Genomic DNA, 25,689 nt, shown 5'->3' with positions numbered 1-25,689 from the left:
ACTTTTTTGTTATTCCTGCGTAGACGGGAATCTCATTATTTAGGTCTCGACTCCGCTCGACCTGACAGTGTTAACCTTTTCTAATATCACTTATTTTTTCAAAGGAGGTTACAATACCTCGTATCAGTGAAGAACTTAAACCTTGATGCTCCATTTCATTAAGCCCTGAAATGGTACACCCTTGTGGTGTGGTTACTCTATCAATTTCTTCTTCAGGATGACTGCCGGATTCAATCAATAGACTGGCGGCCCCATTACAAGTATGCATTGCCAATTCTTGGGCTTCTTTGGCATCAAAACCCAGTTGAATAGCACCTTGGGTAGTCGCACGGATTAGTCGCATCCAGAAAGCAATTCCGCTTGCGCAAATAACCGTTGCCGCTTGCATCTGTTCTTCCGGTATTTCTAAAGAATGTCCCATTCTGTTGAAAATAGCTTTGGCCAATTCAATTCGTTTTTGGCCCAAGCCATTACTACAAATACATGTCATTGATTTACCGACCGAAATAGCCGTATTGGGCATTGTTCGAATAATGTAATTATCGGAACCGATTATAGATTCTATCTTATCAATACCAAAACCGGTAATAGTACTCATTATTACGTGCTTTTCGCCCAATTCATTTTTAATGTCATGCAAAATGCCCTCAAAATGCCCTGGTTGAACGGCAAAAATTAAAATATCCGAATTTTTTACGGCCTCTTTGTTGTCATTAGTTACCGTTACATTGCCATACTTTTCAAAATCTTCGATATCAGCGGTATTTCTTTTCGTAAGGTACATTGTTGTAGCACCGTTACTATGCAAAATTCCTTTGGCAATGGCTAGCCCTAAGTTACCTGTTCCTATAATTGCTATTTTCATTGTTTTTATTTTAAAATACGCCTGCTTTTAATTGTAAGCCCTTTGCTTCTTCAAAACCGAACATAAGGTTCATATTTTGTACGGCCTGCCCGGATGCGCCTTTTAGTAAATTATCGATAGCTGAGGTTACCAATAAAACGTCATCATCTTTATGCAAATGAATATGGCAATTGTTGGTGTTTACAACTTGTTTTAGATGTATAGGCTCTTCTGAGATTTGTGTGAATAATGCTTCGGAATAAAAACTCCTATACAATTTAATAGCATCCTCTAAAGAACCATCAAATTTGGTATAGGCTGTTGCCAATATCCCCCTGGTGAAATTACCTCTATTAGGAAGAAAACGTAGTTTTCCCGTAGCATGCCCAAATGAGCTTAAACTTTCACCAATTTCACCTAAGTGTTGATGGGTAAAAGGTTTATACCAGCTTACATTATTGTTGCGCCAGCTGAAATGGGAGGTTTCTGAAGGTTTTATACCTGCTCCGGTACTACCTGTAATTGCATTGATATGAACTTCATTGGCTAATAGTTCTGCTTTTGCCAATGGTAGTAATGCCAATTGAATTGCTGTCGCAAAACATCCAGGATTTGCAATACATTGTGTCTGTTCAATTTTTGATTTGAACAGTTCTGGCAATCCGTAAACAAATGTTTTTCCATCAAAAGTTGCATCTGCCCGTAGTCTAAAGTCATTGCTGAGGTCTATGATTTTTGTTTGATTTGCGAAGGTATATTCTTTCAAAAATTTAGAAGAATTACCATGCCCAAGGCATAAAAACAAAACATCGATGCGCTCATTTACGGTGCTAGAAAACCTTAAATCGGTTTGACCAAGTAAATCTTGATGCGCCGATGAGATTTTTGTCCCCGCTTTTGTTGTACTGTAGACAAAATCAATTTCAACTTCAGGATGATTCAATAACAATCGGATCAGTTCACCACCGGTATAACCAGAACCCCCTATAATGCCTGCCTTAATCATGATGTTGATTTACATGGTTTGCAATTTTCCCAGCGTTGGATGCTATTTTTATAAAACCTTTAGCTTCATCTGCTGTCCAGCCTTTATTCATTTCGCCATAGCTTCCAAAGGAGGCGTTCATTAGATCATGTTCAGAGAAGATACCGTTTAATCTGAATTGAAAAGGATAAAGGCCTACAAATACAACACCAGAAACATACTTTTGAGTATCCGATAAAAAGGCTTCGGTATTTCGCATTACTTCATCCAAATAATTACCCTCATGCAAGAGCATACCATAAAAATTTCCCAGTTGCTCTTTTTGATATTGCTGCCATTTACTTAGCGTATGTTTCTCCAATAAATGATGGGCCTTAATAATAATCAGTGGCGCTGCAGCTTCAAAACCTACCCGGCCTTTAATACCGATAATGGTGTCTCCCACATGAATATCTCGGCCTATAGCGTACTTTGAAGCCATAGCTTCAAGTTTTTCGATGTTCTTTACAGGAGTATTTTTTTCATCATTTATAGCTGTTAATTCCCCTTTTTTGAAGGTTAATTTTACTTCTGAAGGCTCTTTTTGTTGCAGTTGACTTGGGTAGGCACTATCAGGCAGTGGCAGGTTAGATGTCAATGTCTCTGAACCACCAACAGAAGTTCCCCATAGCCCTTTATTGATTGAATACTTCGCTTTTTCCCAAGAATAGTCTACCCCATTAGCTTTTAAATATTCAATTTCTTCCTCTCTGGCCAATCTATTATCTCTGATTGGGGTAATTATTTCAATCTCTGGAGCCAAGGTTTGAAAAATCATATCGAACCGTACTTGGTCATTACCGGCACCGGTACTACCATGCGCGATGTATTTAGCACCTACCTTTTTAGCGTGATTTACAATTTCAACGGCCTGCACGATTCGTTCTGCACTAACCGAAAGCGGGTAGGTATTGTTTCGTAAAACATTACCGAAGATCAGGTACTTTACTACATTATCATAAAAGTTCTGCACGGCATCGATAGAAGTATAGCTGGTTGCGCCCAAGGCAAGAGCCTTTTCTTTTATGGTCACAATTTCTTCAGACGAAAATCCGCCGGTGTTTACGCTTACGGCGTGAACTTCATATCCCTTTTCTTTTGAAAGGTATTTGGCGCAATACGAAGTATCTAATCCACCACTGTATGCGAGTATTAATTTTTTCATTGTCTTATATAGCTAAATGTCAGCTTAAACGTAGTCGAGAACGAGTTTTTGTACTATACATCTCGACTGCGCTCGATGTGACAGGGTTATTTCGATTTTTTCTTTAAAAACAGGTTTTCTTTAATTCCTTTTAGTCTTTGAAAGGCCTTACTGTTTAGTTTCTCTTTATCTTTTGATTTGGTTACGGGGTCGTATAACATACCGGTACATAGGCACATTTTTCTTTCTGTCCGGGTAAGAATATCAAAGTTCTTGCAGGTCTGACAGCCCTTCCAGAAATCAGGGTCATCCGTTAATTCCGAAAAGGTAACAGGCTTGTAACCTAACTCGTAATTCATTTTCATTACGGGAAGCCCGGTAGTGATTCCAAAAATTTTGGCATCAGGAAACTTTTCTCGTGACAATTCAAAGATTCGCTTTTTGATTTTTTTGGCAAGGCCCTGATTACGAAAATCAGGATGAACAATTAATCCAGAATTGGCTACAAATCCTTTATTTCCCCAAACTTCTATATAGCAAAAGCCAGCGAATTTATCGTCCTCTAATGCTATTACCGCATTGCCATTTTCGAGCCTTTTCAGAATATATTCTGGTGTACGCTGCGCAATACCGGTACCCCTAACCTTTGCAGATTCGGTTATGGTATCGCTTATAATTTGAGCGTATTTAAAATGTGATTCGTTAGCAACAATGATTTCCATTGCTAAATGTTTTAGAATAAATAATAAAATTGTTTTTGAGACTTGCGGGAATGGACTCACCTATTCCCATAGATATAATGCACCCTTACGGGCGACGGCGACGAGCGAACGGACGTACTGGAGCTGAGTAGCTCTCAAGTGTGGATATGTAGTTTTGTTCGTTCATTATGGTTCAAAAGTACAAATTAATTTTAAAGCACCTAACCAAGGTTGATTTTTTTACTAAACCTTGCTTTTATGTTATGATTTTTGAAAATTTCATAAATGAAGTACCCAAATACCAAACAATATTCAAGGGTAATTAACCATAAGTTCTCTTTAAAATCAGGATTTGCATAGGTAAAATAGCTAAGAACAACAGTGGCAGACCACACCATAGCAAAACGGTAATCAGAGAAAATTGCCAGCACCAAGAGGAATACGATATACCAAGGATGCACCGTACTAGAAAGAAAATAATAACTAGAAAGCAATAAAAGCATAGAACCAAGTAATTTTTTTAGGTCTTGGTTTTTTCTTAGAAAAGTGAGAAGCAAAGCAATGCTAATGACCAATTTTGGAACTAGACTTCCGTAAGCTTTAACAAGCTCCCACGGTTTGGCTTCAAAATAGACAACGCCTACTTTTTTAACTAAATTATAGACGGAAGCATTAAACTCAAAATTAGAAAACCATAGCCCTACAGTTTGTGCATAGTTAGTAATGAACTCTGACGAATAAAACGGGAGGAGAAATATGATACAGGTAAAACCTACCAAACTATAGAATAGGGTACTTTTTTTAAGCCCTAAATGTTTTAAAAATAAGGGTAAAAATAAAATGGGAACAAGTTTTACCAGAATTGAAAGCGCATAGACGGGAGCTGCCAATTTCCATTTTTGAACTGAAATTAAGTACATCGCCCAAACAAAGAAAAAGAGCATAACCCCCTCAAAATGCAAGTTTCCCGAAAGCTCTATTATAACTAGGGGGTTTAGAAAATACCAGAAAGCAAGATGATTTGAACGCCCTAAATGCAATAGCAGCTTTCTTCCAAAAATTAGGATGCCAATATCTGCTAAAATAATGACGAGACGCATCACAACTAATGACCCTAATATGGTTCCACCTCCTATAAAGGTAGAAATGGTGAAAATAAGTTGGTTTAACGGAGGGTAGTTGCTAAAATGCCTAGCGCTTAAAGAACCCATTCCTTCGTAGAGCTGTTGCGGGTTCGCTACAGCTAAATCAGATTGTTCTATTAAAGTATTAGGTGTATATAAATAGGGATTAATGCCATTCTTGATGAGTTCCCCATCCCATATAAAACGGTAAAAATCTTGAGAAAGATTAGGGTCTGAAAAAAGAAAAATAAGCCTAAAAAGTATACCGGTAACTAAAAGAAATTTAAAGTTCCATTTTTCAAACTGAATAAGCTTGTAATAAAAGAAGAAAAGCACAGAATATAGGCTAAGTAGTTTTACGAAGTCTTCACGAATTAAATGATAGGCAAATGTGTAATAGAAAAAAACACAACCCAGTGCAATGATTATGGGGTATTTGTGTAATTTCCAGTAAGAATACATTCGTTAGGCTTTTGCCGTCAAGGACTTAAAGAAAACAAAACCAAAACCTAAGAATAACATTAAATGAAAAGGAAAAAGCCCATAATCATTTAAAGGAACGGCACTATACATTCCAAACAAGAAGTAAAGCATTAGGGCAAACTCAATAATCATATTTGGAGAAAGCTTGGTTGCTAAATAGCGATTACCTTTCCAACTATCCGTTAGATTATTGATATTAAATTTTGGTGTGCGAACAAATTCACTTCGCTTACCTAAATGACCTTCCATAACTGCGATAGAGTTGTGCAAGGAAAGGCCTAAGGCTACCGAGAAAAAGGTAAAAAATAACTTGATATAATCAATAAACTTATCAAAGCCACTGCCTTGAATACTCTTATAGGTATACCAATAACAAAAGAATAAAATTATAGTACTAACAATGAAAAAACTTGTTACCTCAAAAACCCATGCTAGATGACCATATGTATTTTTGATGTAAAGCATCGGTATGCTCAACAAGGCAACAATGAATACACAAAGGAACATTGAACTGTTCAGTAAGTGCATCACCCCATGAAATTTGGTTTTAAAATCAATATTCTTCGACTTTACTACACTTAACACTGTTTTTCTGAAGTTTTCAGCACCACCTTTATTCCAACGGAATTGTTGCGAACGCGCTGCACTCATTACAACAGGTAGCTCTGCAGGAGTTTCTACATCTTCTAAGTATTTGAACTTCCAGTTTTTAAGTTGTGCGCGATAGCTCAAATCTAAATCTTCCGTCAGCGTATCACCTTCCCAATTACCGGCATCGAGGATACATTCTTTTCTCCAAATGCCTGCAGTACCGTTAAAATTGATAAAATGCCCTTTTGAATTACGACCGACCTGTTCTAAAGTAAAATGGGCATCTAAAGCAAAAGCCTGAATTCTTGTTAAAGTGGAATAGTCTCTATTGATGTGCCCCCATCTTGTTTGAACAACACCAATCTCACTATCCTTGAAGTAAGGTACGGTCTTTTTTAACCAATCGCGCTCAGGTAGAAAATCAGCGTCGAAAATGGCAATGAACTCCCCTTTTGCAATCTCAAGTCCTTCTTTCAAAGCTCCGGCCTTAAAGCCTTGGCGGTTAGTTCTGCATATATGTTTAATATCCAATCCAGCTTCTTGAAGAGCCTCAATACGTTTTGCGGTATCTATTACGGTATCGTCGGTGGAGTCGTCTAGAACTTGGATCTCTAACTTACTTTTTGGGTATTCTATTTCGGATATATTTTCAAGTAATCGTTCCATCACATACTCCTCATTATACACAGGGAGTTGTATGGTAACATGAGGAATTTCCCTAGGGTCTAAAAGATTGAATTTGGGTGCCTCATCGTTTTGCTTTTTATTACTCAAATAATTGACCAATAAATTCAATTGCGCCAGACTGTAGAAAAAAATCAGAATTAAGGCTAAACTGTAAACCGCAATTATAATATAAGCTATTGTGAGTCCCATAGTTATTTAATGCTGTATTTGAATATCCAACCTAAAATTTTTACGCCTGCAAATATAGCACCTTTTACGGTACCAGAAACTTTTGAGACACCAATTCTTTTTTTGTAACGCACTGGTACTTCGGTATATGCTAGTTTTTTACGTAAGGCTTTTAACTGCATTTCTACCGTCCATCCATAAGTTTTGTCTTCCATCTGCAATTCTTTGAGTTTTTCATATCGAATTGCACGAAAAGGTCCTAAATCCGTAAATTTTGCACTAAAAAATATACGCATTAAAAAAGTGGCCAATTCGTTGCCGAAGATTTGAGGAAAAGTCATTGAGCCTGCTTCCCTAAGTTCTTTTTTTCGAGCTCCTATTACAAAATCCATTTTCTGATTTAAGATAGGAGCTACAATTTTATCCAATTCTTCTGGATAATCAGAATAGTCTCCGTCAATAAATACGATAATATCAGGTTGTTTGGACTGTTTGCCTATGTAATCCATTCCTTTTAGACAGGCATAACCATAGCCTCTTTTGTTCTCGGTTAATACAGTAGCCCCTGCCTTTTGTGCATTTGTAACCGTATCGTCAGTAGAATTGTTATTGACCACAATAATTTCAGAAACCGATTTCGGAATCTCGGATACCACATGGCCTATAGAATCACCTTCGTTGTAAGCAGGAATAATAACTTTAATATCAGCCATTACTTGAGGTCAGAAAGTTTGTTTTCTTTTTTAAAACTACTAAAGCTAAACCACTCCTTTATTTTTTTTCCATTTCTATATTTCTCGGCCGACGTTAATTCTTCATCCATGTATTTAAGGCAATAGCCATTTTTAATACCATCTTTTAATTGGCATTTGTGGTTAACTTTACCATTTTCGTCGTAAAAAAGCCACCACTTTACTTTTTGTCCATTTTTAAAATGGCCTTCCATCTCTAATGTCCCGTTCTTATTGTAGAAATACCAATAGTCTATTTCACGATTTTGGCTATAGTGCCCCTGAGCTTTTATGCCACCATTTTGGTGATAATATTTCCAGAAGTCTTCTTTAGATTCTCCTTCTTTCCAACCTTGCGCTTTTAGATTTCCGTTCTCATAATAGTCGCGATGATAGGTTTTTGCAGATGAAACAACCAAAAATAAAATAACAAAACTAAAACGTAGCATGTTTATTTTTTGTTTACCAAAGACATTAGATCTACATCATTACCCAATAAAACCTGATTGCTATCTATGCGACCTTCTAAAGGGCCATTCTCTAATTTTAGAACCCCTCTTGGGCATACGGCTGAGCAGATACCGCAACCAACACAACTAGAACGAACAATATTTTCGCCTTTCTGGGCATACGCACGTACATCTATACCCATTTCGCAATAAGTGGAGCAGTTACCACAAGAAATACATTGCCCTCCATTCGTTGTTATCCTAAATTTTGAGAATAGGCGTTGTTGAAAACCTAAAATGGCCGCCATAGGGCATCCAAAGCGACACCAAACACGGTTTCCAAAGATTGGATAGAATCCAGTTCCGATTACCCCTGAGAAAATACTGCCAATTAAAAAAGAATACGACTTACGCAGCGTTTCTGATTTGAATAAAAACACATTGCCTTCTCCACTAAAAAAATGGATACCTATTAAAGCAAGTATTATGACCAAGTAACCTATCGCGCCATATTTAGCATCTTGTTGAAGTTGCTCCCTTTTAAAAATCATTACCAAGGTAAAAACGGTGGTAAGTAATGCTGCAACGCCAATCAAGAAGGTGCTTTTGGTGAGCCAATATTTACTGGTGTCCGTTCCTAAATACGAGTAAACAACAGCAGTCGTCATTAAGGTTACAAAAACTACAACGCTATGCACAACCCAGCGCTCAACTTTCCAAGCTTTTACGGTTTTGTCACTAAGTTGGCGAAAAGAATCTCCCGCAGTTTCTGCCAAACCGCCACAGCCGCAAACCCATGAACAATACCAACGTTTACCGTATTTGTAGGTTAGTATCGGGCTTATAATGAATACGGTTGCAACACCAAAAATCAAGAGCGCAAAACCGATATCTCCTGAACTCAAGAAGCCTTTTATTCGATAGCCTTCAAAATTATAGTAGTTCAAAGGCCACATATTTTTTAGATCATAGTAGGGCAGACTACCACCATTTAAGACCGAACTTCCATTTAAACGAGCCATTAACTCAGGTATGATGAATGCAAAACCCGTTTGAAAGAACATAACGCTCATCGTACGAATTCGCTCATACCTGTTATGGCGATATTTCCACATGAATTTTATGCCAAATGCCAAAATAGCAACAGTATATAGGGTTCCGTAAACAAACCATTGGCTGGCGGGGTTGCCACTTAAAAGTCTACTTAAAGGATCAAAAAGGCCAATAACCCCTTTGTTGTCACCTTTGGCGACCAATCCTAAATACTCTGGATAGAAATAAAGAATAATATAGAAACTCGTTAGGGCGATACCAGCTATCCAACCCCAAAATCCTTTACTCGAAATGGATTTGAACCAAACGCCATCGTTTTTAATCCCTGGTTCTTTGTTGGAATAAGCATCCCAAGAAAACCAGATAATACCTGTAGAAATGGCGGCCAAAGAAATACTTAACCATAATCCCTTATTTGGAAAGCTAATATTAAAAGCCGCAAGCAGAATTACAGCTAGGCCTGCAAGGCCAATTAGTGTTGCAATTTTTTGGTTTCTGCTTAAAGTTGTAGGTGGTTGACCCGTTAAGGCCATACTTCTATCGTAGTTACTCATTGTACGCTATTTGAGTTGAAATATTCGTTTTAAACTTTTCTTTTTTGTTTGTATCGATTTGTTGAAATCAGAATTGAACTTAGAAACAATTTCTTTTTCGTATTGTTTGTAAAATTCAGGGTCGAAATTGGCATCTGTTAAATGTTCCATTACATAATCAACATCACGTTCTTCGGTCAACCATCTATTAAAAATTTCGTGACGCATACGGATGCCGAATGTGTTGATGCCCAAAAACAGATTTGTCTCTTTATGAAAGGATACTGTAACACAAACTTTTTCGCTGGAATGTCTCCAATGAAATTGCTCTTCGTAATCTTTTTGACCTCTGGCACCAAAAACCCAACCATAGGTCTGGTATTCAATATCTAAGAATTTGGCAGAATTAAACCAATGTCCGGGCTTGTATTCCAACTTATTACCGCAAATCGTTTGAGCTACTGTCTCGCCCATCATACGCCCTGTATACCATACCGCCTCTATGGGTCGTCTATTGCCAATTGCCTCCTGCTGTTCGGCACAATCACCTATGGCATACACGTCACTCACATTTGTTTCTAAAAACCGATTTACTTTCACCCCTCTACCTAGTTCAACGCCCGAACCTTTAAGAAAATCAATATTTGGGGTTACGCCAGCTGTTAGACCGACCATATCGCAGGCCAATTCTTCACCGGTTTCATCCATGATTACCGATTTTACCTTGCCGTTGTCATCAGAAACAATTTCTTTAAGATTAGTTGAAAGGCGCAAATCGATATGATGTTCTTTAATATGTTCATTGATCAATTGTGATTCGCCTTCTGGCAAGACCCCATTCCAGAAGCTGCTTTCCCTTACAAGAAACGTGACAGGGATATCTCTACTTCGCAGCATTTCGGCAAGTTCTATTCCTATTAGGCCACCGCCAACGATTACTGCCCTTTTACAAACATCTTTATTGGGGGCATTTACTTCTAATAAATCAAGGTCTTGTTTAGAATAAAGACCTTGAACCCCGTGTAAGTCTTGGCCTGGCCATCCGAATTTATTAGGCTTCGAACCTGTGGCGATAATCAGTTTGTCATAATTCAAAGCTCTTGAACCATCCAATAATAGCTGTTTTTTATTGGTATCCACTTTATTTACATAAGCCCTGACCAGTTCTATGCGGTTTTTCTCCCAAAACCAATTCTCATATGGTTGTATGTGGTCGAATTTCATATGACCCATATAAACATACATGAGTGCGGTTCTGGAAAAAAAGTAATCTGTTTCGGCAGAAACTATTATGATTCTTTTATCTGAGAGTTTTCGAATATGTCTTGCAGCGGAAACTCCTGCAATGCCATTTCCTATAATAACAATGTTCTCCATTGAATATTTATTGGTTGTTTACTAAATGTCGTTTTTAAAGATAGGAACTTAAAACAAAACCTTAATTTAGAAAGAATATAAATATATCTGGGTTTCGTAAGGTAATTATGGTAATTACGAACGTGTAACCCTTTGATTTGTAAAATCTTAAATAATTCATAAAATTTAAATTCTTTGTAGGTAGTTTTAGTTATGTACGACTTAAGCACAAGATTTTAATCAACTAAATTTTTTAAAATGATAAATAGAACAACACTAACCGGTATTTTTCTCGTGCTTGTTTTTCAGTTTAGTATAGGACAAAGCACTTCTGATTTCTTTTCAAAATCAGATACTTTCTTTAAGACCTATGTAAAAAACGGTAGGGTAGACTACAAGCGTATTAAGGAAAATCCATCTTCTTTAAACGAATTGGTAGATATAGCTGAGAATATTTCAGTTTCTAAAAGTGACAAAACCACTTATCAAGCTTTTTGGATTAATGGGTATAACCTTTCTGTTATAAAGGGCATTGTCGATAACTATCCTATAAAATCTCCCTTGGACAAGGCAGGCTTCTTTGATAAAACCAAATATAACATAGGTGGAAAGGCCATCACTTTAAATGATATAGAGAACAAATTACTGAGAGGTAACTTTCCTGAAGAGGCACGTTTTCATTTCGTGCTGGTTTGTGCTGGTTTGGGCTGCCCTCCTATTGTCAGTAATGCTTATTTACCATCAACGCTAGAAACGCAATTGCAAAAGCAGACGAAAAAGGCTTTGAACAACCCTAATTTTATCAAAGTCAAGGGTAATAAAGTGCAGCTTTCGCAACTTTTTGAATGGTACAAAGGTGACTTTACGCAAGACGGAAAAAGCCAAGTCGATTTTGTAAACCAATATAGAAACGAAAAAATAGATTCAGGGGCTAAAGTAAGTTACTACAATTATGACTGGACTTTGAACGAGATTAAATAATTAAAACAACAATCCTTTAAAAACAACTGAAATGAAAATTTTAAAAAACCATATTCTTATGGCTGGGCTTTTATTGTCCACAATTAGCCTAATTGCACAAGATGACAGTGATGATGGCGGAAGTGTTATTCAAAACCTTACCCCTTCTAAATTGATAGGCCAAGGCCAATGGGATCTTAAACTGTTCAATAATCTTTACACCCAAACAGAGAGTACTTTTGCTTCTGAGGATGGAATTCGACAAAACTTTTTTACTTCTACTCTAGAAGCTTTTACAGGGGTTTCAGAAAACAAAAGAGTAAATATTGGGGCCATTGTTGAATATAGGGCCAATGGAAGGGATTTTGTTTTAGGAGATGGGAGTACCGAGCGTAGGACTACCTCAGGGATTACATCTATTGCTCCGGCTATTAAGTTTGTACCTTTTAAAAATGTAGGTAATTTCTCGATTTTAAGTGCATTTTCAATTCCTTTGATAAGTCAAGAAGAAGATGATAACGGAGTCTTTTTGGATCAAGATGGGTTTACCTGGCAGAACAGATTCTTCTATGACTATACCTTTCCAGGAAAGAAATGGCAATTGTTCACAGAGATTAATTCTGAATATAATTTTGGTAAAGACGCAGTTGAAAATGTCAACGGTATTACTGTAGAGGGTAGTTTTGCTAACAACAGCCTTCGAGTTACTCCTGGGTTATTCTTAAGCTATTTTCCAAGTTCTAAATTTACTGTTCTTGTTTTGGGACAACATACAGAGCTGATAGATTTGGGCAATAATTTTAGCCAAAACTTCACGGCTTTAGGCGGTGGTGCCAAGTATCAATTAACGGATGAACTGAACGTTGAGGTACTATATACTAATTTTGTAAAGGGCAGGGATACCGGTCTTGGAGAAACATTTAACATAGGTTTGCGGGCAGTTTTTTAGTCTCTAGCAAACAATGATGTATTTTAGAAGTCTTAATTTTTTAACTATGAAAAGATTAGGGCTTCTTTTTTTATGCCTACTCCAGTTTTCTTGTGTCAGTCAAATTGATGAAAAGATAAACGGAGTAAGTTTTGTTGGTTCAAGAAACAAGGTCACGCAGTCAAATGTAGACCCGGTCGTAAAGGTAAATGCGAACTATGCGGCCATTATGCCTTTTGGCTTCATAAGAAGCCTGAGCACGCCGAATGTCGTTTTTAATACGGATAGGCAATGGTTTGGCGAGACTAGAGCTGGTGCCAAACAGTATATTCAACTACTTCAAAAGAACAAAGTGAAAATAATGCTTAAACCTCAAATATGGGTTTGGCATGGTGAGTTTACCGGAGATATGCTTATGGAGTCTGAAGAAGACTGGAAGACTTTAGAAAAGACCTACACAGATTTTATAGTGACCTATGCGGAGCTAGCGCAAGAAACCAAGGCAGATATCTACTGTATTGGAACGGAATTGGAAGAGTTTGTAAAGAATAGGCCCGACTATTGGCAAGGGCTCATTAAAAAAGTAAGAAAAGTTTACACAGGAAAACTGACCTATGCCGCAAATTGGGATGAATATACCAGAACACCTTTTTGGGGCCAACTTGATTTTATAGGGGTAGACGCCTATTTTCCCCTCAATGAAGCACAGTTTCCATCTCAAGAGCAAATGCAAGAAGGTTGGCAAAAATGGAAGACAAAGTTAAAAGCGGTTTCTACCGAAAAAGACAAGCCGATTTTATTTACCGAATTTGGTTATCGCAGTATGGATTATACAGCAAAAAAGCCATGGTTAGTAGATAGAAATGAAATGGCGGTAAATCTTCAAGCGCAGGTAGATGCCACAAAAGCTATTTTTGAAGAATTTTGGAAGGAAGATTGGTTCGCTGGAGGATTTGTATGGAAATGGTTTATAAATCACGAAAAATCGGGCGGAATTGAGGATAATCGTTTTACCCCCCAAAATAAACCAGTTGAAAATGTAATTAGAGCGTATTACGGCGACTATTAAAGAAAAATATGCCGATGAAAAGGGAAGCTTCTTTTTTCTTTTTAGTATTCATATTCTTCTATTCCTGTTCTTCTGATGACAGTTCTGCAGATTCTAAAATTTCTTTAGAAGAGGCATTGCGAAACAAAGAATTTAGTATTGATAATGTAATTGCCTGCGCAGCCAGCAATATAGATTCGAACGTGGTTAGCGTTTTTTTATACCCTCGATCAGGGGTAAGCAACATAAATTTTTATCAAACCAAAACCGTAGATGTTGATAAGAATAATTTTGCGGAATACACTAAAGGAGAAGGTGATTTAATTGATGTTTTTAACGGTCATCTTTTAAAATATGAAATAGTGCCAGAAGAAGAGAAATGGATAATCGTATCTTTTGAAGAGCGCGGAGAAATTCACCTTTCAAACCCAATTAGATTAAAGCAAACTTCTAAGCCGACCGAGTATTTGTCTGAAAATGTTATGGTTCAATCATCCAACATGCCGGTATTTACTTGGCAAGATGGAGTTTTTGATGATACGAAAATATATTTTCATGTGGTTTCAAGCGCTAATAACGATTTGTTATCGGGCACCTATACGTTTGAGAAGAGGTTTCAATATTACAAATTGGATAATGTTGTATTAAACATCACGGAAGAGATACCTCCAATATTGGAAACAGGTGAAGGCTATGATTTTACACTTTTGGCCGTAAGTGAAGATAACTGGGTAAATCTGTTTTCTACTGTTCCATTTAATATTCCTTAGTATGTTTTCAACTATATTTAAAGAAAAAAATTGAAACCCATTTTAAAATATTCTGGTATTTTAATACTGCTGTTTTCCACAGGGATTTTTGCACAAAGTACTGTGGTAGAATTGAAAATACATGGAAATAAAAGAACCAAAACTTCTTTTGTAAAAAAAGTCACAAGACTAGAACCGGGTATGTTGTTAGATTCCGTTCTCCTTGAAGATGACATTGCCCGATTAAAGCGATTGCCATCAGTATCGCATGCCTATTATCAGGTTTTCTATAACGACAAGCAAGAAAAAGCAGATGTCGTCTATGGTATTGAAGAAAACTTCACCTTGATACCTTTTGCGAATATTTTCACATCGAACAACGATGAGTTTGCATTTAGGGTAGGCCTACAAGAATTTAATTTTTTAGGACAAAATGTTACCCTTGGGGGATTTTATCAATACGATATCTTTAATTCATTTGGTATTAATGTGAGAGCACCTTATTTGTTTTCAAAACATTTAGGCTTAGCAATTAATTACCAAGATTTGACTACACAAGAACCTGTTTTTCTTGAAAATGGTAATGCAGATTATAGGTACAACAATGAATCTATTGAACTGTTGGTACTTTACGAGTTCAATTATAAACATAGAATTGAGTTTGGAGTAAACTTCTTTACGGAAGATTACCAATATATTTCGGGTGCTACCGACCCAAACGTACCGCAAAGTCTTAACGTAGATAAGTATTTATATAAGTTCATCTATAATTATGATGGCATTGAATACTATTACCAATACCTATCAGGCTTTAGAAGTACCTTGAATTTTCAGTATGTAAACAGCGCCAATACGACGTTGCCAGAATTTGCAATAGGGTTTAATGACTTCTCTTATTTTACAAGAGTGGGCAAGCGAGGTAATTGGGCCAATAGATTAAGATTGGGCCTGGCAAGTAATTTAAATACGCCTTTTGCCCCTTTCGCAGTAGATAATAATCTAAATATTAGAGGCGTTGGTAATACGATTGATCGCGGTACCGGGGCCATTGTATTGAATACCGAGTATCGACATACGTTAGTAGACAAAGATTGGTTCGTACTGCAAGGAAATCTATTTGTTGATGGAGGTAGTTGGCGTAATCCTGGAGGAGATTTCGGAGATTTTGCCGACAACCAAAATCTGAGGATATATCCGGGAATCGGTATTCGATTTATCCATAAACGTATTTTTAATGCCATTTTCAGAATTGACTACGGCCATGGCATTACTAAGGATGCTACTAGGGGCGTAGTTTTTGGAATTGGACAGTATTTTTGACACTGGCTTGTAATATTTTTCTTTATGAAATAAATATTTTAATACATTTCATCGTATTTTTTTGCATTTCATCGATATTTATGCATATTTGCAGGGCATCCCACTGCATAAATAATTTATCATGAAAGTAGTATTTTCTGTCCTTTGGATTTTATGTCCGTTATTAATGCTTGGGCAAAACAGCAATTATATTGCTGTTGCAGAAAGTGGTGATGGCATTTTCTCAATCCTCAGAAAGCAAGGCTTAAATCCGACAAAGTATTATGCGGAGTTTGTAGCGTTAAATGAGAAGAACCTAAGAAATGGAAGTGAACTTCATTTAGGTAGAGCATACCTTATACCCTATGCAGCGGATTCTTTTAAGAAAACTGCAGTTCAAGTTCGAACTGATAATAAAATGGAAGAATCGATTTTTAAATCGGAGTTGGCGGAAATTTCACCAAAGAGTACGAAGCTTAAGAATGCTGTGATTTACCTTATTTCAGGCAATAGTGTTGACGGAACATCTGCATCTGTAAATAAACTAACGGATGAAATCACGCTAAATTTAGCTCAAGAATTAATGGTGCACGGTGCCCAGGTATACTTAATAGAAAGTGAGGCAGAAAATAAACATGCACTAGTGCAAAAATCACCATATAAAAAGACAGAAGGTGCTATGGCTCCCTTAAGTCAGATGCAAGAGTACGTTGAAATTATTAATAAGAAGTATTTAAAACATCAAGGTAAATACCAGCGCTTACTGATTACAAGGGTAAACGACGATATCACTGACGAACATTGTGAGGTTTCTGTTTACCATCACAACTCTAGCGAAAATGGACGACGTATTGCTGCCAATATACAGCGCACTTTTAATGAAAACAGTATAGAAAGTAAACCCTTTAGAGAATATACAGAGATTTTTATTGATAAGAATAATCTGTACCTGGCAAAGAATGCCCTTCCGGCAATCACCTTGATCGAGATTGGGAATGGAAAAAAACCTACCATTGAAGACACGATTCTTGTAAATGCGAATCAAGAGTTACTGTCAAATATTATCACAAGCGGGGTTTTAAATGATTATGCCGATTTAGAAATTGAAAAATAGCTGTTAGATTTGCTTAAAAAAATTGGGCAAATCATTCTTACTCTTTTTTCTTTTTATGTGCGCAGGTATAACTGCGCAAGATTCCTTAAAAACCGTGACTGCGGAAAAAGGTGATGGTATCTATTCCCTTCTCCGAAAAAATGGGGTGAATCCCAGCAAGTTTTACAATGCTTTCGTTGAGGTAAATAAAGCCAAACTTTCGGAAGAAGAGTTTTTAAAAATCGGCGAAACTTATTTTATTCCAGATACAACGGTATTAAGTAAGGTTAAAAATGTGAATTTATCAGCTTTTAGAGAGTATCCAATTTTTGGAGAAGATTTTGCACGAATAGATTCACTCAGCAATCGCCTAAAAGGCAATATCTATTATCTGGTTTCTGGTCACGGAGGTCCTGACCCTGGAGCAGTGGAGAATTATAACGGAAAGTTGATAGCGGAAGACGAGTACGCTTATGACATTACATTGCGGTTGGCAAGAGAATTAATTTCGCACGGTGCTGAGGTATTTCTGATTATTAAAGATGAAAATGATGGTATTAGAGATAGTAGAAGATTAGAACTCGATACTGATGAGGTTACCTATCCAAACAAAGAAATTCCTCTAAGCCAACTGGCAAGGCTAAAGCAAAGGGTAAAGGTGATCAATAAGCTTTATAAAGAAAACCTAGGCAAGTATCAACGCCTATTGGTTACCCATGTAGATAGTCGTAGTAAAGGAACCAATATAGATGTATTCTTTTATCATCATGAAAAAAGCAAAAATGGAAAGCGTTTAGCAGAAAGTATTCACCAGACTTTTTTAAAGAAGTACGCCAAGTTTCAGCCAAATAGAGGTTATCAAGGCACTTTTGAAGACCGCAGTTCTCTTTATTTGGTGAAAAAAACATTGCCTGCAATGGTTTATATCGAGGTGGGAAATATTCGTAGTGAAAAAGATCAAAGACGTATTCTAGACCCTGATAATAGACAGGCCCTTGCCAAATGGATTTCTGAAGGGGTTATTTTAGACTTTGAGGCTTCAACCTCTTTTGATAAATAGAAATCTAAGACAGTAAGTTTTGGGCATAGTAGCGATACAGCTCATTAGGGCCTGCGCCTAAGTAATTTTTTAAATGAATTACTCCAAAATGAAACTGCACTCGTATCCATCCTTTTTGGCGGTACTTTCTTGCGGATGTAATCACGCTTTGCGGTAAAATGGTAAAACGTGTTTCTTTATAGAGCCTAGAAATAAACTCGCTATCTTCATAAATGAGGTAGTTTTCATTAAAACCTCCTTGTTTTTCAAAAAGTAATCTATCTATAAACAAAGACTGATCACCGCCTCGACATAACGTATGGTTTATGCGAGATAACCAAGCAAAAAATTTAAGAATGGGATTTTTGGAGTCAAATTGCATTCTAAAACACCCAGTTTCAGCACCGCTTTTATATGCGTCAACTATTAATCTGTCAAAATCATCTGGAGGAAAAGTATCGGCATGAAGAAAATATAAGATATCGCCCGAAGCTTTTTTTGCACCAAAATTCATTTGCGCTGCCCGCCCCCTCTTAGATGAAAAAACCTTGATATTATAATCTTTTAAAATATCTAAAGTGCCGTCGGCACTACCACCATCAATTAAGGAGATTTCAGAAATGTATTTTGAATTTATGCCCAGAATATGGTCAAGCAATCTGCCAATTCCAGCAGCCTCATTTAGAACAGGTATTATGATACTTATTTTGGGTTCTTTAACCTTGGTCATCATATATAGTTACCCATTTTAGGTAGTAAAGAATTACCAAAACTTACAGCAATAATCTAAATTTCTTTCAGCAATTCTTTAAAGAGCTTAATCATTTTTGGCTCTGTATTTCCTGCAATTTCGATAATCTCTTGAATATTCACAGGCTGCAGATTATCTGGGTCACACTCATCGGTCAATACAGAAACCGCAACTACTGGCAAGCGTAAATGATTGGCGACGATAATTTCGGGCACCGTACTCATACCTACCGCATCTGCACCTATTATTTTTAACATTCGATACTCCGCCTTTGTCTCTAATTGTGGGCCAACAACCGAGGCATAAACGCCTTTTTGTAATGAAATGGATTCGCGCTCCGCAATTTTTTCAATTTTTTTACGCATGCCAATATCATAAGGTTCCATCATATCCACAAAACGGTCTCCGAACTCGGCAACGTTCTTAAAGGCCAAAGGTGAACCACCTTGAAGATTAATATGATCTTCAATAAGCATAATATCACCTTTCTTAAAATTTAGATTTATCGCTCCCGCCGCATTAGAAACAAAAAGTTTATCAATTCCTAACTGCCGCATTACTCTGATAGGATAGGTCACATCCGAAAAATCGTAACCTTCATACAAGTGAAAACGGCCCTGCATGACTACTACTTTTTTAGTGCCAATAGTTCCATAGATCAATTTCCCGGTATGAAATTCTACGGTGGCAAGTGGAAAGTAGGGGATATGATTGTAATGTGCCTCTATCGGGTTTTCTATCTCATTAACAAGTTGCCCGAGGCCTGTGCCCAATACGATACCGATCTCTGGGGTATCAAAACCTTTGGTTTTTAAATGTGCTACTGATTCGTCTAGTTGTTTTTGAGTCATTTTTTTAGATTTTTTAAAAAAGGTTGAAAGGCATCAATATTTTGAATGTCTTCATAAAGGTCAACATCATTTCTGGTATCCAAGGTGTTGAAGCTTCGCTCTTGCAAATCGAGTAAGGTATGTTTTAAAACATTACCAGTGCCCCACGCTTTATCTTGAAATAATTTAGGCTCTAAAGTCTTCATGCCCAATAAGTAATAGCCACCATCTTCCGCCGGTCCGATTACAAAATCATGAGTGTCAAGTTCGGCAAAAGCATTTTCAAGGTCTTTTTGCGAAAGGTCGAACATATCACTGCCTATGATGCATATTTTCTTGTATCCGCCACTGAATGCCTGTTCAAAAGCGCTTGCCATGCGAGCTCCGAGGTCGATACCTTGTTGTAGTTTTTTTGTAAATATTTTGGAATCCCAAACATCATCTTCCCAGACTTCTTCGGAATAATAAACGTATTTGTCAAAATTCAAGTCTTTGGTAATTGCTACCGTATGCTCAAGTAAGAATTTGTAGATATCTAAGGCTACTTCGTTTCCGACGGTTGATGCCAATCGGGTTTTACATTTGCCCAGTTCAGGGTTTCTAGTAAAAATAAGTAGAAGGTTATCTGAAGTTTTCTTCAAGGTTTTTAGATTTGGTTGAATAAATTTTTTCGGCATTGGTCAATAATTTGCCCCAATGCTTACTAAATGCATGTACTTTTTCCGTTTGGTTATTTTGATTGTCAAATACCGGATTTCCTTTATTTTTCCATTCAAAGATTCCACCATAAAGGTTCTTGACATTTGAGTAACCGGCCTGTAGTAATTTTTCACCAATGTTTTCAGAACGTACGCCAATAGAACAGTAAACTATTATCGGTGTATTTTTATTAGGGATAATTTTTTGTACGGAATCTATTCTAAACTTTTTATGCCCTACCCAGATAGCATTTTCAATTTTGCTGATGATGTACTCTTCTTTCTTTCTAGTGTCTAAAAGGGCTACTTCTTTTAAAGACTTTAATTCATCTACAGAAATATAGGTGACCGTATTTCTATTGAATTTTCCCAAAGTTTGATCAATGGATTTTTGAGAAAAAACTTCAACACAAAAAAAGAAAAAAAAGAGTATGTGAACAGTTGGTCGCACGCGGTAAAATTCAATGGCAAAGATAAAGTATTAAAAGAACTGTTTTTGCTTTAATGATTATATTGCTTGGACAAAATACGAAGTAAAGATGAAGAAATTTGCCTATTTATTGCTAATTGGCACGGTTATTTTTAGCTGCAAGAATGCAAAAAAGCAAGAAGAAATTGGTGTTGCAGAAAGTAAGTTAAGTTATAAAGAAACTTACCGGCCGCAATTTCATTTTTCTCCGCCTGAAAAATGGATGAACGACCCAAATGGACTGGTATATAATGATGGGGTATATCATTTGTTTTATCAATATTATCCTGATGCGACTGTTTGGGGTCCAATGCACTGGGGTCATGCCACTAGCAAAGATATGGTCACATGGGAAAATAAGCCGATAGCGTTATACCCTGATAGGCATGGTCTAATATTCTCTGGAAGTGCTGTTGTTGATAACAACAATACCAGTGGTTTTGGCAAAGAGGGTGAAACCCCATTAGTTGCCATTTATACCTACCATTTAATGGAAGGCGAGAAAGCGGGACGAAAGGATTTTCAAACACAAGGAATAGCTTATAGTTTGGATAATGGAGAGAGCTGGATAAAATATAACGGAAATCCGGTAATTGAGAATAATGGAATTAAAGATTTCAGGGACCCTAAAGTTTCTTGGCATCATGAGACACAAAGTTGGGTAATGGCCTTAGTTGCAGGTGATCATGCAAAGTTTTACAGGTCGAAGAATTTAAAAGAATGGAATTATATAAGCGATTTTGGAAAAAACCAAGGTGCGCACGGAGGAGTATGGGAATGCCCAGATTTATTTAAACTAAAAGTTGAGGGAACGGACGAAGAAAAGTGGGTGCTTATTATTAGCATTGGCTCCGGAGGACCAAACGGTGGTAGCGGCACACAATATTTTGTAGGCGATTTTGATGGAACAACATTTACTTCAGAACAGACAGAGTTTAAGTGGCTCGATTGGGGAACCGATAATTATGCTGGTGTCACCTATAATAATAGTCTTAATGATGATAGAATTTTTGTTGGATGGATGAGCAATTGGCAGTACGCCTTATCTACTCCAACAACAACATGGCGAAGTGCTATGACCGTTCCTAGAAGATTAAGCCTTAAAAAGCACAATGAGTCGTATACCTTACAAAATTATCCATTGGAAAGTTTAAGTACATTGATGCAAAAAACAAACAAGGAAACTTTAAATATCGCATCAAATGAAGAGAAGAAGCTGATATATGATAATTTAAACGAAACAAAAATCACTTTCAAAACAGATTCTAAAGATTTCAAGATAAAATTGGGAAATAAAGCTGGAGAGTCTGTTTCAATAAAGTTCGATTCAGCTTCTGAATTGGTAATTATTGATAGGACAAAGTCAGGTAAAACGGATTTTCAGCCAGAGTTTGGGAATAAACTTCACTATATGCCAATAAATAATTTACCGGCTTCACAATTTGAAGTTCAAATTCTAATGGACCGATCTTCGATGGAGTTGTTTATAAATGGAGGGCAGTATGTTATGACTGAGCAGCTTTTTCCTAATGAAAATTATACAGATTTGTATATTAAAAATACCAATGCCATGGCAGGGCTTAGTTTAAAAGACCTTAGCATAGCTAAAATGTCATCAATTTGGGATTAAGGCTAGTTAATGTATAGGTAAAGACTATTGGCAAGCAAAACAAGCGAACTTGCTAAAACTAGATACCAAAAAGCATAACCCAATTTTTCTTCTACAGTGTTCATTTGATTGAAGTTTTGTGTTTATCTATGGTTGTCGATAGGTCTAAATTATTAATAAATTAGCCTTAAAATAGAACAACTATATAGCCTGTAGGTAGTATTTTATAGATGGTAGTAAATAAGTTGTGAATGGACTTTAAGACTGTAGATCGAAATATCTCTAAAAATATGCGAAAGCTGGGGATGCCTGCCATACGCTTATCTTTTGCGATACTATTTTTTTGGTTTGGCATATTAAAACCATTGGGTCTTTCTTCGGCAGAGCCTTTACTTAAGGCAACTGTGGCATGGCTTCCTTTTGGTGGGCCACAACAATGGTTGAGCATTATAGGTTGGTGGGAAATGCTTATCGGAATTACATTTCTATTTAAGCAAACTACAAAAATCGCAATAGGATTGTTATTTCTTCAAATGGTCGGCACTTTTATGCCCCTAGTATTTCTGCCAGAAATAACCTTTCAAAAAGGAAACTATTTGTTGCCTACACTAGAAGGTCAATACATAGTTAAAAATGTAATGATAATTTCTGCCGCCCTTGTTGTTGGAGGTAAGTTCTATAAAAATAAAAAGTGAAGACTTAGGTATTAAGCAAGCGGATTGCCTTTTAATCGTTTTTCAATTTTCTTCTTTTTTTCTGTAAGACGCTTCATGATATCCATTAAGTTGGAGTCTTTGGTCTCTTTATATATTTCGTTGATAGAAAGTATAAGTGCTTTTGCTTCTCTAGATGCAGCTACACGGTCACTAGTAGACATGTGACTTAATGTTCTATTCTCAAACTCATCTGCCTTCTCAAGTAATTCTTTGGTCATTTTTATGTAAAATTATGCGGTAATCTATAAAAAAAAAGTAAGGTTACCATATTTTGTATCAATAGAATCATCAGTATTTAATATTTATAAAAACTTTAAGAGTTTTAAAACATATCAAAACGAGACCTTATTAAACAAAAAACCCCGAAAACTTCGGGGTTTTTTGTGGTACCTCCAGGAATCGAACCAGGGACACACGGATTTTCAGTCCGTTGCTCTACCAACTGAGCTAAGGTACCTTTCTGCCCTTTGTAAGGGGCTGCAAATATAATTTCAAATTTATGATATCCAAACAAAAACTTTAAAAAACACTTCCATTTTTTTACAAATAGGCATCTTTGTAATATGAATCTGGTCGTAGATATTGGAAACACGCGCATAAAGCTCGCCATTTTTGAGAATCAAAAATTGATAATCGATGAGAAAATAACCTCAGTAATTTTTCTTTCAAAGATTAAAGAAATGTTTGAGGCTTTTCCAAAAATTGAAAATGCCATTATTTCATCGGTCAGAAAACTTGATAAAGAGCCTGCTATTCTTGCACTGTTTTGTAAGGTTCATGTATTGGCCCATACCTCAAAAACACCATTTAAAAATAGTTATGCAACGCCACAAACATTGGGTGTTGATAGAATAGCCCTGGTAACCGCCGCTTTTTACAAAAACCCTCGAAAAAACACCTTGGTTATAGATGCTGGTACTTGTATTACCTATGATATGATTAATGATTATGGTGAATACCTAGGTGGTGCAATTTCCCCGGGGTTGGCCATGCGATATAAGGCGCTGCACAACCAGACAGATGGCTTGCCATTATTAGAGCCAAATGAACTGCTAGATTTTGTTGGAAATACTACGGAAAGTAGCATGCAAAGCGGTGTAATTAATGGATTGACAAACGAAGTAGATGGTGTAATCGAACAATATAAACTGCGCTTTAAAGATTTAACAGTTATTTTAACAGGCGGTGACGCTCATTTTTTTGGTAAACGGCTAAAAAATTCCATATTTGCGAATTCTAAATTTCTGTTGGAGGGGTTAAATTACCTGCTGGAATACAATAAAAGCTAGATGATTAAGAATTTTTTGATTTCTTGTGCATGCCTAATCTCTTTTAGTATATATGCGCAGAATGGTACAGTTTCTCCCTATTCGTACTTTGGTATTGGAGACTCCCGCTCAAACGGAACCGTAGAAAACCAGATGATGGGCGGTTTGCAAATGTATTCAGACAGTATTCACATTAATTTACGCAATCCGGCAGCATATTCGAGACTGGCTTTAACAACATATACCGCCGGTATTTCTAATAACACCTTACGTTTAAAAGATTTTACAGAACAACAGAACACTTCGGTTACCAATTTAGATTATTTGGCCATTGGTTTTCCAATAGCGAATAAGGTAGGTCTTGGTTTCGGATTAATGCCCTATTCTTCGGTAGGTTATAACCTTACTTCGGTTAGCGGTGAAACTACAAATATATTTTCTGGTGAAGGCGGATTAAATAGGGTATACCTTTCTATTGGCTTTGAGCCAATTAAAAATCTCAGCCTAGGGGCAACTATAAATTACAATTTCGGTAAGTTAGATTATGACCGTTTGCAAACTGTCGAAAGCGTTCAGTTTGGTACTATTGATAATAGAGAATCTAAAGTAAATGGCTTTGATTTTAACTACGCAGCCAATTACATGAAAAAGGTGGGGGAAAAATATACTTTTTTTGCCCATGCCGGGGTTAACACCCAAGTAAACCTTGTGTCTAAAAATACCGAAATCATTGGGTCTTTTTCAACGACTAACGGGCAAGAGATTGAAGTCATAGATGTAGATTTAGATGCACAAAACCTAAGAAATACAGAATTAAAGATACCTACCAATACAACTTTAGGTCTTGGGTTTGGCGAAGAACGCAAATGGTTCATGGGTGCCGAATATAGTTTTCAGCAATTAAGTTCTTTTGAGAACACCTTTTTAAGAATCGAAAATATACAGTATGATGATGCAAGTAGTATAGCATTTGGTGGCTACTTTGTTCCTGATTATGATTCTTTTACCAGTTACTTTAAGAGAATAACCTACAGAGCCGGATTGCGCTATGATCAAACCGGTATGGTAGTTAATAATAAAGAGATAAACAACTTTGGCATAACTTTTGGATTTGGTCTACCGTTAGGAAACAATTTTTCTAATTTGAATCTAGGTTTTGAACTTGGCAGAAGAGGTACTACTGATGCCGGTCTAATTGAAGAAAGTTACTTTAAAGTAAACGTAGGACTTTCATTAAATGACAAATGGTTCATTAAAAGAAAGATAAACTAACACGGTGTTTTTTCTTAATTCAATAATTTATGTTTGATAAACAGTTAGTTAAGAGAAACATTTTATAAAAAT

General features: G+C 36.6%; 26 protein-coding genes and 1 tRNA gene. 11 read left to right on the top strand and 16 right to left on the bottom strand.

Features of this window, described 5'->3' with window-relative positions:
- Nucleotides 1–70: 70 nt before the first annotated feature.
- The 10 genes from proC to ACFSQJ_RS05605 all read right to left on the bottom strand — a co-directional run bounded on the left by proC (nucleotide 71) and on the right by ACFSQJ_RS05605 (nucleotide 10,909).
- A complete protein-coding gene (gene proC, locus ACFSQJ_RS05650; protein ID WP_377765978.1) occupies nucleotides 71–865 on the bottom strand; it encodes a pyrroline-5-carboxylate reductase in 795 nt (264 codons plus the stop codon).
- Nucleotides 866–875: 10 nt separating this feature from the next.
- Entirely contained in the window at nucleotides 876–1,850 is a 975-nt protein-coding gene (argC, locus tag ACFSQJ_RS05645; RefSeq protein ID WP_377765977.1) for an N-acetyl-gamma-glutamyl-phosphate reductase, read from the bottom strand.
- Nucleotides 1,843–3,033: an argininosuccinate synthase gene (locus ACFSQJ_RS05640; RefSeq protein ID WP_377765976.1), complete on the bottom strand. Its 1,191-nt coding sequence runs from the start codon at nucleotides 3,031–3,033 to the stop codon at nucleotides 1,843–1,845. Before ACFSQJ_RS05640 ends, argC begins: the two co-directional genes overlap by 8 nt.
- 86 nt (nucleotides 3,034–3,119) lie before the next feature.
- Nucleotides 3,120–3,734 (bottom strand): GNAT family N-acetyltransferase, encoded by a 615-nt coding sequence (locus tag ACFSQJ_RS05635; protein WP_377765975.1) that lies wholly within the window; start codon nucleotides 3,732–3,734, stop codon nucleotides 3,120–3,122.
- Nucleotides 3,735–3,934: 200 nt separating this feature from the next.
- On the bottom strand, nucleotides 3,935–5,299 hold the full coding sequence (locus tag ACFSQJ_RS05630; RefSeq protein WP_377765974.1) for a mannosyltransferase: 1,365 nt from the start codon (nucleotides 5,297–5,299) through the stop codon (nucleotides 3,935–3,937).
- A 3-nt stretch (nucleotides 5,300–5,302) separates the two neighbouring features.
- Nucleotides 5,303–6,787: a cellulose synthase family protein gene (locus tag ACFSQJ_RS05625; protein ID WP_377765973.1), complete on the bottom strand. Its 1,485-nt coding sequence runs from the start codon at nucleotides 6,785–6,787 to the stop codon at nucleotides 5,303–5,305.
- 2 nt (nucleotides 6,788–6,789) lie between these two features.
- Nucleotides 6,790–7,479, bottom strand: a complete 690-nt coding sequence (locus ACFSQJ_RS05620) for a glycosyltransferase family 2 protein (RefSeq protein ID WP_377765972.1) — start codon at nucleotides 7,477–7,479, stop codon at nucleotides 6,790–6,792.
- A complete protein-coding gene (locus ACFSQJ_RS05615; protein ID WP_377765971.1) occupies nucleotides 7,479–7,946 on the bottom strand; it encodes a toxin-antitoxin system YwqK family antitoxin in 468 nt (155 codons plus the stop codon). The genes ACFSQJ_RS05620 and ACFSQJ_RS05615 overlap by 1 nt, the downstream gene beginning before the upstream one ends.
- Nucleotides 7,947–7,948: 2 nt before the next feature.
- On the bottom strand, nucleotides 7,949–9,553 hold the full coding sequence (locus ACFSQJ_RS05610; protein WP_377765970.1) for a 4Fe-4S binding protein: 1,605 nt from the start codon (nucleotides 9,551–9,553) through the stop codon (nucleotides 7,949–7,951).
- A gap of 6 nt (nucleotides 9,554–9,559) precedes the next feature.
- A complete protein-coding gene (locus tag ACFSQJ_RS05605; RefSeq protein ID WP_377765969.1) occupies nucleotides 9,560–10,909 on the bottom strand; it encodes an NAD(P)/FAD-dependent oxidoreductase in 1,350 nt (449 codons plus the stop codon).
- A 237-nt stretch (nucleotides 10,910–11,146) separates the two neighbouring features.
- Here ACFSQJ_RS05605 and ACFSQJ_RS05600 point away from each other — a divergent pair, with 237 nt between their 5' ends.
- The 7 genes from ACFSQJ_RS05600 to ACFSQJ_RS05570 all read left to right on the top strand — a co-directional run bounded on the left by ACFSQJ_RS05600 (nucleotide 11,147) and on the right by ACFSQJ_RS05570 (nucleotide 18,025).
- Complete coding sequence (locus ACFSQJ_RS05600; RefSeq protein ID WP_377765968.1) at nucleotides 11,147–11,869, top strand: DUF547 domain-containing protein; 723 nt, start codon at nucleotides 11,147–11,149, stop codon at nucleotides 11,867–11,869.
- A 31-nt stretch (nucleotides 11,870–11,900) separates the two neighbouring features.
- Nucleotides 11,901–12,797, top strand: a complete 897-nt coding sequence (locus tag ACFSQJ_RS05595; RefSeq protein WP_377765967.1) for a hypothetical protein — start codon at nucleotides 11,901–11,903, stop codon at nucleotides 12,795–12,797.
- 46 nt (nucleotides 12,798–12,843) lie between these two features.
- Nucleotides 12,844–13,845, top strand: coding sequence for a glycoside hydrolase family 113 (locus tag ACFSQJ_RS05590; RefSeq protein WP_377765966.1), 1,002 nt, complete (start codon nucleotides 12,844–12,846; stop codon nucleotides 13,843–13,845).
- Nucleotides 13,846–13,859: 14 nt separating this feature from the next.
- Nucleotides 13,860–14,594: a hypothetical protein gene (locus ACFSQJ_RS05585; RefSeq protein ID WP_377765965.1), complete on the top strand. Its 735-nt coding sequence runs from the start codon at nucleotides 13,860–13,862 to the stop codon at nucleotides 14,592–14,594.
- 30 nt (nucleotides 14,595–14,624) lie between these two features.
- Nucleotides 14,625–15,893, top strand: a complete 1,269-nt coding sequence (locus tag ACFSQJ_RS05580) for a POTRA domain-containing protein (RefSeq protein WP_377765964.1) — start codon at nucleotides 14,625–14,627, stop codon at nucleotides 15,891–15,893.
- A gap of 121 nt (nucleotides 15,894–16,014) precedes the next feature.
- A complete protein-coding gene (locus tag ACFSQJ_RS05575; RefSeq protein WP_377765963.1) occupies nucleotides 16,015–16,986 on the top strand; it encodes a hypothetical protein in 972 nt (323 codons plus the stop codon).
- A 22-nt stretch (nucleotides 16,987–17,008) separates the two neighbouring features.
- The gene (locus tag ACFSQJ_RS05570; RefSeq protein WP_377765962.1) at nucleotides 17,009–18,025 is read left to right on the top strand and encodes an N-acetylmuramoyl-L-alanine amidase family protein; all 1,017 of its coding nucleotides are present in this window, start codon (nucleotides 17,009–17,011) and stop codon (nucleotides 18,023–18,025) included.
- 4 nt (nucleotides 18,026–18,029) lie between these two features.
- Here the strand turns inward: ACFSQJ_RS05570 and ACFSQJ_RS05565 are convergent, their stop codons facing one another.
- From ACFSQJ_RS05565 to ACFSQJ_RS05550, 4 genes are read right to left on the bottom strand one after another with little or no spacing between them, the layout of a single operon-like run.
- Entirely contained in the window at nucleotides 18,030–18,737 is a 708-nt protein-coding gene (locus tag ACFSQJ_RS05565; protein ID WP_377765961.1) for a TIGR04283 family arsenosugar biosynthesis glycosyltransferase, read from the bottom strand.
- Nucleotides 18,738–18,790: 53 nt separating this feature from the next.
- Nucleotides 18,791–19,606 carry a purine-nucleoside phosphorylase gene (locus tag ACFSQJ_RS05560; protein WP_377765960.1) on the bottom strand — a complete coding sequence of 272 codons (816 nt, stop codon included), beginning with the start codon at nucleotides 19,604–19,606 and terminating at the stop codon, nucleotides 18,791–18,793.
- Nucleotides 19,603–20,226, bottom strand: coding sequence for a TIGR04282 family arsenosugar biosynthesis glycosyltransferase (locus ACFSQJ_RS05555; protein WP_377765959.1), 624 nt, complete (start codon nucleotides 20,224–20,226; stop codon nucleotides 19,603–19,605). The genes ACFSQJ_RS05560 and ACFSQJ_RS05555 overlap by 4 nt, the downstream gene beginning before the upstream one ends.
- The gene (locus ACFSQJ_RS05550) at nucleotides 20,207–20,656 is read right to left on the bottom strand and encodes a rhodanese-like domain-containing protein (protein WP_377765958.1); all 450 of its coding nucleotides are present in this window, start codon (nucleotides 20,654–20,656) and stop codon (nucleotides 20,207–20,209) included. The genes ACFSQJ_RS05555 and ACFSQJ_RS05550 overlap by 20 nt, the downstream gene beginning before the upstream one ends.
- Before the next feature lie 166 nt (nucleotides 20,657–20,822).
- Here ACFSQJ_RS05550 and ACFSQJ_RS05545 point away from each other — a divergent pair, with 166 nt between their 5' ends.
- Both ACFSQJ_RS05545 and ACFSQJ_RS05540 read left to right on the top strand, forming a co-directional pair.
- Nucleotides 20,823–22,382, top strand: a complete 1,560-nt coding sequence (locus ACFSQJ_RS05545) for a glycoside hydrolase family 32 protein (RefSeq protein WP_377765957.1) — start codon at nucleotides 20,823–20,825, stop codon at nucleotides 22,380–22,382.
- A 230-nt stretch (nucleotides 22,383–22,612) separates the two neighbouring features.
- A complete protein-coding gene (locus tag ACFSQJ_RS05540; RefSeq protein WP_377765956.1) occupies nucleotides 22,613–23,056 on the top strand; it encodes a hypothetical protein in 444 nt (147 codons plus the stop codon).
- Nucleotides 23,057–23,067: 11 nt separating this feature from the next.
- Here ACFSQJ_RS05540 and ACFSQJ_RS05535 read toward each other — a convergent pair whose 3' ends face one another.
- Together ACFSQJ_RS05535 and ACFSQJ_RS05530 are read right to left on the bottom strand one after the other, a co-directional pair.
- Complete coding sequence (locus ACFSQJ_RS05535) at nucleotides 23,068–23,295, bottom strand: hypothetical protein (protein WP_377765955.1); 228 nt, start codon at nucleotides 23,293–23,295, stop codon at nucleotides 23,068–23,070.
- A 166-nt stretch (nucleotides 23,296–23,461) separates the two neighbouring features.
- Nucleotides 23,462–23,534 (bottom strand) — tRNA-Phe (locus ACFSQJ_RS05530).
- Between the two features lie 106 nt (nucleotides 23,535–23,640).
- On the opposite strand from ACFSQJ_RS05530, the gene ACFSQJ_RS05525 reads away from it, so the two are divergent.
- Both ACFSQJ_RS05525 and ACFSQJ_RS05520 read left to right on the top strand, forming a co-directional pair.
- The gene (locus tag ACFSQJ_RS05525) at nucleotides 23,641–24,366 is read left to right on the top strand and encodes a type III pantothenate kinase (protein WP_377765954.1); all 726 of its coding nucleotides are present in this window, start codon (nucleotides 23,641–23,643) and stop codon (nucleotides 24,364–24,366) included.
- Nucleotides 24,367–25,617: a hypothetical protein gene (locus ACFSQJ_RS05520; protein WP_377765953.1), complete on the top strand. Its 1,251-nt coding sequence runs from the start codon at nucleotides 24,367–24,369 to the stop codon at nucleotides 25,615–25,617. It begins immediately after the preceding gene.
- The last annotated feature ends 72 nt before the right edge of the window (nucleotides 25,618–25,689 follow it).

The organism is Croceitalea marina, assembly GCF_042684265.1.
In the GTDB taxonomy this organism is placed as follows: Bacteria; Bacteroidota; Bacteroidia; order Flavobacteriales; family Flavobacteriaceae; genus Croceitalea; species Croceitalea marina.
This window is presented reverse-complemented; position numbering and strand designations above follow the sequence as displayed.

Bases quoted from the DNA above. Each gene is read 5' to 3' on its own strand.
- proC (WP_377765978.1), bottom strand. From the start codon at position 865: ATGAAAATAGCAATTATAGGAACAGGTAACTTAGGGCTAGCCATTGCC.
- argC (WP_377765977.1), bottom strand. From the start codon at position 1,850: ATGATTAAGGCAGGCATTATAGGGGGTTCTGGTTATACCGGTGGTGAA.
- ACFSQJ_RS05640 (WP_377765976.1), bottom strand. From the start codon at position 3,033: ATGAAAAAATTAATACTCGCATACAGTGGTGGATTAGATACTTCGTAT.
- ACFSQJ_RS05635 (WP_377765975.1), bottom strand. From the start codon at position 3,734: ATGGAAATCATTGTTGCTAACGAATCACATTTTAAATACGCTCAAATT.
- ACFSQJ_RS05630 (WP_377765974.1), bottom strand. From the start codon at position 5,299: ATGTATTCTTACTGGAAATTACACAAATACCCCATAATCATTGCACTG.
- ACFSQJ_RS05625 (WP_377765973.1), bottom strand. From the start codon at position 6,787: ATGGGACTCACAATAGCTTATATTATAATTGCGGTTTACAGTTTAGCC.
- ACFSQJ_RS05620 (WP_377765972.1), bottom strand. From the start codon at position 7,479: ATGGCTGATATTAAAGTTATTATTCCTGCTTACAACGAAGGTGATTCT.
- ACFSQJ_RS05615 (WP_377765971.1), bottom strand. From the start codon at position 7,946: ATGCTACGTTTTAGTTTTGTTATTTTATTTTTGGTTGTTTCATCTGCA.
- ACFSQJ_RS05610 (WP_377765970.1), bottom strand. From the start codon at position 9,553: ATGAGTAACTACGATAGAAGTATGGCCTTAACGGGTCAACCACCTACA.
- ACFSQJ_RS05605 (WP_377765969.1), bottom strand. From the start codon at position 10,909: ATGGAGAACATTGTTATTATAGGAAATGGCATTGCAGGAGTTTCCGCT.
- ACFSQJ_RS05600 (WP_377765968.1), top strand. From the start codon at position 11,147: ATGATAAATAGAACAACACTAACCGGTATTTTTCTCGTGCTTGTTTTT.
- ACFSQJ_RS05595 (WP_377765967.1), top strand. From the start codon at position 11,901: ATGAAAATTTTAAAAAACCATATTCTTATGGCTGGGCTTTTATTGTCC.
- ACFSQJ_RS05590 (WP_377765966.1), top strand. From the start codon at position 12,844: ATGAAAAGATTAGGGCTTCTTTTTTTATGCCTACTCCAGTTTTCTTGT.
- ACFSQJ_RS05585 (WP_377765965.1), top strand. From the start codon at position 13,860: ATGAAAAGGGAAGCTTCTTTTTTCTTTTTAGTATTCATATTCTTCTAT.
- ACFSQJ_RS05575 (WP_377765963.1), top strand. From the start codon at position 16,015: ATGAAAGTAGTATTTTCTGTCCTTTGGATTTTATGTCCGTTATTAATG.
- ACFSQJ_RS05565 (WP_377765961.1), bottom strand. From the start codon at position 18,737: ATGATGACCAAGGTTAAAGAACCCAAAATAAGTATCATAATACCTGTT.
- ACFSQJ_RS05560 (WP_377765960.1), bottom strand. From the start codon at position 19,606: ATGACTCAAAAACAACTAGACGAATCAGTAGCACATTTAAAAACCAAA.
- ACFSQJ_RS05545 (WP_377765957.1), top strand. From the start codon at position 20,823: ATGAAGAAATTTGCCTATTTATTGCTAATTGGCACGGTTATTTTTAGC.
- ACFSQJ_RS05540 (WP_377765956.1), top strand. From the start codon at position 22,613: ATGGACTTTAAGACTGTAGATCGAAATATCTCTAAAAATATGCGAAAG.
- ACFSQJ_RS05535 (WP_377765955.1), bottom strand. From the start codon at position 23,295: ATGACCAAAGAATTACTTGAGAAGGCAGATGAGTTTGAGAATAGAACA.
- ACFSQJ_RS05525 (WP_377765954.1), top strand. From the start codon at position 23,641: ATGAATCTGGTCGTAGATATTGGAAACACGCGCATAAAGCTCGCCATT.
- ACFSQJ_RS05520 (WP_377765953.1), top strand. From the start codon at position 24,367: ATGATTAAGAATTTTTTGATTTCTTGTGCATGCCTAATCTCTTTTAGT.